This is a genomic window from Amedibacillus dolichus DSM 3991 (genome assembly GCF_000154285.1).
GTDB classification, from domain to species: Bacteria; Bacillota_I; Bacilli_A; order Erysipelotrichales; family Erysipelotrichaceae; genus Amedibacillus; species Amedibacillus dolichus.
On record NZ_DS483472.1, the window covers coordinates 1 to 5,239 of the forward strand.

At 31.1% G+C, this 5,239-nt stretch carries 8 protein-coding genes; all 8 read left to right on the forward strand.

Going from position 1 to position 5,239, the window contains the following annotated elements:
• Nucleotides 1–551 (forward strand): hypothetical protein (locus EUBDOL_RS11550; RefSeq protein WP_004798009.1); only part of this gene is annotated, 551 nt, incomplete at its 5' end.
• A gap of 4 nt (nucleotides 552–555) precedes the next feature.
• On the forward strand, nucleotides 556–933 hold the full coding sequence (locus tag EUBDOL_RS01980; protein ID WP_004798011.1) for a hypothetical protein: 378 nt from the start codon (nucleotides 556–558) through the stop codon (nucleotides 931–933).
• A gap of 60 nt (nucleotides 934–993) precedes the next feature.
• Entirely contained in the window at nucleotides 994–1,473 is a 480-nt protein-coding gene (locus EUBDOL_RS01985; RefSeq protein ID WP_004798013.1) for a hypothetical protein, read from the forward strand.
• Nucleotides 1,474–1,475: 2 nt separating this feature from the next.
• Entirely contained in the window at nucleotides 1,476–1,694 is a 219-nt protein-coding gene (locus tag EUBDOL_RS01990; protein ID WP_004798015.1) for a DUF7695 domain-containing protein, read from the forward strand.
• 5 nt (nucleotides 1,695–1,699) lie between these two features.
• On the forward strand, nucleotides 1,700–1,957 hold the full coding sequence (locus tag EUBDOL_RS01995) for a single-stranded DNA-binding protein (protein WP_004798017.1): 258 nt from the start codon (nucleotides 1,700–1,702) through the stop codon (nucleotides 1,955–1,957).
• 5 nt (nucleotides 1,958–1,962) lie between these two features.
• Nucleotides 1,963–2,259: a hypothetical protein gene (locus EUBDOL_RS02000; protein ID WP_004798019.1), complete on the forward strand. Its 297-nt coding sequence runs from the start codon at nucleotides 1,963–1,965 to the stop codon at nucleotides 2,257–2,259.
• Nucleotides 2,260–2,592: 333 nt separating this feature from the next.
• The gene (locus tag EUBDOL_RS02005) at nucleotides 2,593–3,555 is read left to right on the forward strand and encodes a hypothetical protein (protein ID WP_004798024.1); all 963 of its coding nucleotides are present in this window, start codon (nucleotides 2,593–2,595) and stop codon (nucleotides 3,553–3,555) included.
• An 855-nt stretch (nucleotides 3,556–4,410) separates the two neighbouring features.
• Nucleotides 4,411–5,239 (forward strand): hypothetical protein (locus EUBDOL_RS02010; RefSeq protein ID WP_004798026.1); only part of this gene is annotated, 829 nt, incomplete at its 3' end.

A 5,239-nucleotide genomic window follows, 5' to 3' on the forward strand; every position in this document is an offset into this window, starting at 1 on the left:
AGAAATGGGATATTAGAGGAAAGCAAGGAGATGCTTTATATCAATGGTGGCGTAGACAAATTGGAAATATTAAAGGAGGACATCGCTATTTTTATTTAATGTGTATGTCGATTTATGCTTGTAAATGTGATGTTCCTAGAAAACAATTAAAAGCTGATATGTTAGAAGATTTTGAAATATTGGATAATATTGATCATAAAAATAAACTTTCAAAAAAAGATATTGCTTCAGCTTTAGAAATGTATTCAAGAGAATTTTATAATTTTCCCATTGATGATATAGAAAAATTAACTGATGTACGAATTGAAAGAAATAAACGGAATGGAAGAAAACAAAGTTTGCATTTGAAATTAGCTAGAGCAAATAGAGATATTATCTGTGAAGAAAAAGGCAAAAAATGGACAGATGGAAACGGTAGACCTAAAGGTTCTGGAACTGCTGAAGCCAAAGTAAAACAATGGAGAGAAAATAATCCTACAGGAAAGAAAGTCGATTGTCATAGAGAAACTGGTCTTGATCCAAAGACAATCCGTAAATGGTGGGAGAAATAGATTTATGTATAGTGAAGAAATATTAAGAAGACTACCATGTTATCATTGTGTGCATTGTAAAGAATCAAAAGATATGAAATATGGAAGATTTACTAAAAGAAAATGCGAATTAACAAAGAGATGGGCAAGTATGAATAGTTCTTTTACTTGTACAAAATTCGAAAATAAAAGTAAATCTAGTTCGATCACTATGTATAATGGCTTTTTAGTAAGAAAAGACCAAGTTGAAGATTATAGAACCAAAACTCAATGGTATGAATCTGGATATAAAGTAAAAGAAGGAAGTATTGGATATGAAATGTATGCTACTAGAATGGGAGCCTATAACAATGGTAAAAGATTTTTATATTATCTTCCAGAACAAGTAGAAAAAATGGTATAATTTAGTCAAATACAACGTTGTACAACCGTTGTACAACATGGTTGTTTAAGGAGATTTATTATGATTTCTATTAGAGAGTATGCAAAGAAAAATAATGTATCGTATGAAGCAATACGAAAACAAGTTAAGAGATATGAAACTGAACTTAAAGGACATATTCACAAACAAAACAGGACACATTTTTTAGATGATGAAGCAGTGGCAATTTTGGATCAACATAGACAAGAAAGTCCTGTTGTGATTTTAAATCAAGATACAAGTGATAGAATTAGGCAACTAGAAGAAGAAAATCGTAATCTACTTATTAAGGTTGCAGCACAAGCTGACAAAATTGCAGAATTAAGCGAATGGAAGTCGGAGCATGCAGTTATGATTGCTGAAGCAAATACCAATAAATTACTTTTAGAAGAAAAAACAAAACAGTTTGATGAATTAAAGGCTGACAATAGGCAATTAACCGATGAATTGGCCATCACTAAACAAGAATTAGAGCATGAGCGAAACAAAGGCTTCTTTGCTAAATTATTTGGTGGTAAATAATTATGAAAAAATTAATTAGAAATAGAGCGAAGTGTCTGAAGTGTGGTGATATTATCGAATCCACTCAAATACATCAAATGGTACATTGTAGCTGCAGAAATATATATGTAGATGGTGGTTTAGATTATTGCCATCATGGTTGGGAAGATGAAGAAAAATATTTAGATATGAGCGAGTATTTGGAAGAAAATTTAGAACTGAATAAATTGAGAGGTAAATAATATACATGGAAAATAAAATAACAGGAAGATTGGTAGAAGAACCAATATTAAAAGTAGTTGAAAATACTAAAACAATTAATTTTAAATTAGCAGTATACCAGGACGATGATGTTACAGATGTATATCAATGTACTGCATTTAATCGAATGGGAGAAATGATTATGCAGCAATGCAAAAAAGGAAGCAAGATATCTATATCAGGTGCTACAAATGAAGAAAATGAAATGATCGTTTCTTTTGTCGAATTTGAATCGATGGAGTGAAATATATGTTTAGATCTAAATTGATATTTAAGGACACGACACCCGATGATGTATTAGAAAGATTAAAGAAGGAAGTAGCCGAAGGCTTCCAAACACGATGTGGCACTGTGATTGGAAAAGAGAATGGAAAATACGAAGTGGTTTATGAAACTGATGATTTTTCACGATATTCATTAGGAATTACGAATTTAACAGATAATAAGCGATTGGTTGATAATCTTGCTTTTTGGGATTGGAACGACACAGAAGCTCCCGATGAATATACGGATATATTGGAAGATATGAAAACATGGACTTGTTAATATGGCAATTCGATGAAAAGATAGCGAAAGAAATTATGGAGAGTGAATAGCTCTCTTTTTTCTTTACCGGCACTGCTGATAAGCAGTGTTTTTTTCATAAAAATATGGTATAATTCAATCAATAAATAAAGAGCCTTTTAGAGCCGATAAGTAGTTGATCAACTATTTGTCGGCTTTTTATTTTTATTTAATTTAAAAAAAAAACTAACGAATATTTTTTAAGCCCTCGGCGAATGAGAGCGCAATACACCCTTTCGCAAATTTCTTCGAAATTAGCAAAAGGATTGCGTCCTCCGGAGGCTCTGCGAGGCATAAAACAACAGGAGGATATACATGAAAAAATTTGTACGACACAACAAGCTCCCTAATATTTGTGGACGAGCAAACTATATTACGAATGAAAAAAAGCAAGAGGAAATAGTTTGCCAAAGTGCTTTTATTGATTTTACTGATTATGCAAATTTTGAAGTCAATCACAAAAAAAGCGATAAAGAAAATAACCAGGGAAGAGAAAATATTATAGCAATACCGAATAGTTGGTATGAGTTACCTAAAGAGAAACTTGAGAAACGCTGTCAAAAATTAGCCGAGTTATCTTGTGGCAAGAGTACCGATATGATGTGGGCGTGTCATTGGAATAAGTCTAGGACAAATTTACATATTCATGTTATCTTCAGCGAAAGAGAAAAATTACCAGAGGAAGAAGTTAAGCGATACGATAGAGATATTTATTTGACTAATGAGGGGAAAATAGCGAAAAAGAAAAGTGATCGAGCAACAGATCCAATTACTGGAGAAATGTTACCTCCGGTTCATCGTAAGGGAGAAATCAAAGAAGGAGGTTTTTCAGCCAAAAATGAGGAATATAAGAGTAATAGTTGGCTGGAAGATATAAAATCACAATTACAAGCTGAAATGGAGCGTATGGGGGCTGTTTTTGACGCTCCTGGAATATTACATGAGTACCATGAGGGAAAAGGCACTGAAAGTGCCACAATAAAAAAGAAAAATGAACTAATTCGTGCCATTAATAAAAAATTGGAACAATTAAGACCGATGCTGCAAGCTTCATTATTTGAGAAAATTGTAATTAAAATAAAAAAAAGTATAGCGAATTTAGAAGGAATTAAATCGTATGTAGAGTATTGTATTGATAAAGCAAATAAAATCACTCATCAGGAGCCTCAAAAGAAACAATTTGAGCATAGTTTATCGAGCATAAAAGGTTTAGGAACCCAATCGTTAAAAACAACGTCAGAACGAACAAAAAAACGCTCATACGATAGAGAAAGATAAGTTTTTAGTAGTATCTTTTTTGAAATATATGCTATAATAATAGTGTCATATAAGTTGTGGCAGTACACAACACAAGAAAAGAGAGAGGATTGCCGTCCTCTCTCTTTATTTTATTTGCACCACCACCGAAGTAGTTAGACTACTTCTTTAACTCCTTAACTATCATTAAAAGTATTATCATTGTGATAATCACATTTATATCGATTGTCATATAAGTTAAGGCAGTGATGCAATAGGAATGTATTTTCCATGGTAAATACCTCCCGTTCGATATTGTAGCATGAATTTTAACTGTTTTGATATGAGTAGCACAAAATGTGAGTAAAAATACGGACAAATAAAAATAAATAGTAAAGAAATACTGCTGTTAGAGATATGTTGTTTTAGATATTTATATGTATTACAATTTATATGGGTATTTATTAGATAATACCAGGAGTGATTTAATGCATATAACTATCAAGATAGTTATTGAAATCAAAAAAAAGCCATGTTTTTTTTGGAAATAATGCTAAAGTAGCTGAACAAAGTTGTGCAACCCTTGCGCAACTTTGCATAGCAGACTAAAATCTGCTATTATTTTATGCATTTAGTGAAAAAAAACTTATTGATAATCTAAGCCCCTATAAGTATGATTGTGAAGATTAGAAAAATATTTAGCCAAAGAGCTAAATTTCTTATATACTAAAAATAGGGAAAAAAATATATTGATAATCTAAGCCCCTATAAGTATGATTGTGAAGATTAGAAAAATATTTAGCCAAAGAGCTAAATTTCTTATATACTAAAAATAGGGAAAAAAATATATTGATAATCTAAGCCCCTATAAGTATGATTGTGAGCGAGGTGTATGTAATGCAAGATATGACTGATTATGAAAAAGTAATAGGTGTATTGAGTAGTAGATATGAGGAAGTAAATGGGTATGATTTTTATAAATATATCTTTCCTAATAACGAGAATGAGGGAGAGTATAATACTGATTATAGTAAACCTAATGCTGTCTATCTTTATTATGATGAAGATAAAGATGGGTTAAAACGAAGAATTATGCTGAATGATACATGGGAAAATGATTATATGAGTTATGTAGAGGTGAATCAAACAGCATTATGCAGTGGATTAACTTATCGAAAGATGACAAATAAATTAGAAAATGCTCAATGTATGAATGCCTTAATCTTTGATTTAGATAGTGTTGGTTTAGATGAGATAGAAAATATTCTTTATAGGATCTCATTTGATAGTAATACTCTTAGATCTATTCCAGTTCCGACTTTTGTAGTTGCAAGTGGAAGTGGAGTTCATTTGTATTATGTTTTTAATGAGCCAATTGATTTGTATCCAAATATAAAAATTCAATTAAAGTCATTAAAATATGATTTGACTTTTAGAATATGGGAATATAAAGCTACTTCTAAAGAAAAACAGATTCAATATCAAAGCATTAATCAGTCGTTTAGAATGGTTGGTTCGATAAATGATAAATATGATTTGCCTGTACGAGCGTTTAAAATTGGTAAAAAGGTTACTTTAGAGTATTTAAATAGTTACGCTAGAAATGAAGAAAATAAAGTTGATATAAATAAACGGTTTAAATCTTCAACTATGACACTTGAGGAAGCAAAAGAGAGTTACCCTGAATGGTATCAAAGAGTGGTTGTTGAAGGAAATAAGAATGCGA

Coding starts and splice junctions, on each gene's coding strand:
- EUBDOL_RS02005 (WP_004798024.1), top strand. CDS start 2,593: ATGAAAAAATTTGTACGACACAACAAGCTCCCTAATATTTGTGGACGA.
- EUBDOL_RS01980 (WP_004798011.1), top strand. CDS start 556: ATGTATAGTGAAGAAATATTAAGAAGACTACCATGTTATCATTGTGTG.
- EUBDOL_RS01985 (WP_004798013.1), top strand. CDS start 994: ATGATTTCTATTAGAGAGTATGCAAAGAAAAATAATGTATCGTATGAA.
- EUBDOL_RS01995 (WP_004798017.1), top strand. CDS start 1,700: ATGGAAAATAAAATAACAGGAAGATTGGTAGAAGAACCAATATTAAAA.
- EUBDOL_RS01990 (WP_004798015.1), top strand. CDS start 1,476: ATGAAAAAATTAATTAGAAATAGAGCGAAGTGTCTGAAGTGTGGTGAT.
- EUBDOL_RS02000 (WP_004798019.1), top strand. CDS start 1,963: ATGTTTAGATCTAAATTGATATTTAAGGACACGACACCCGATGATGTA.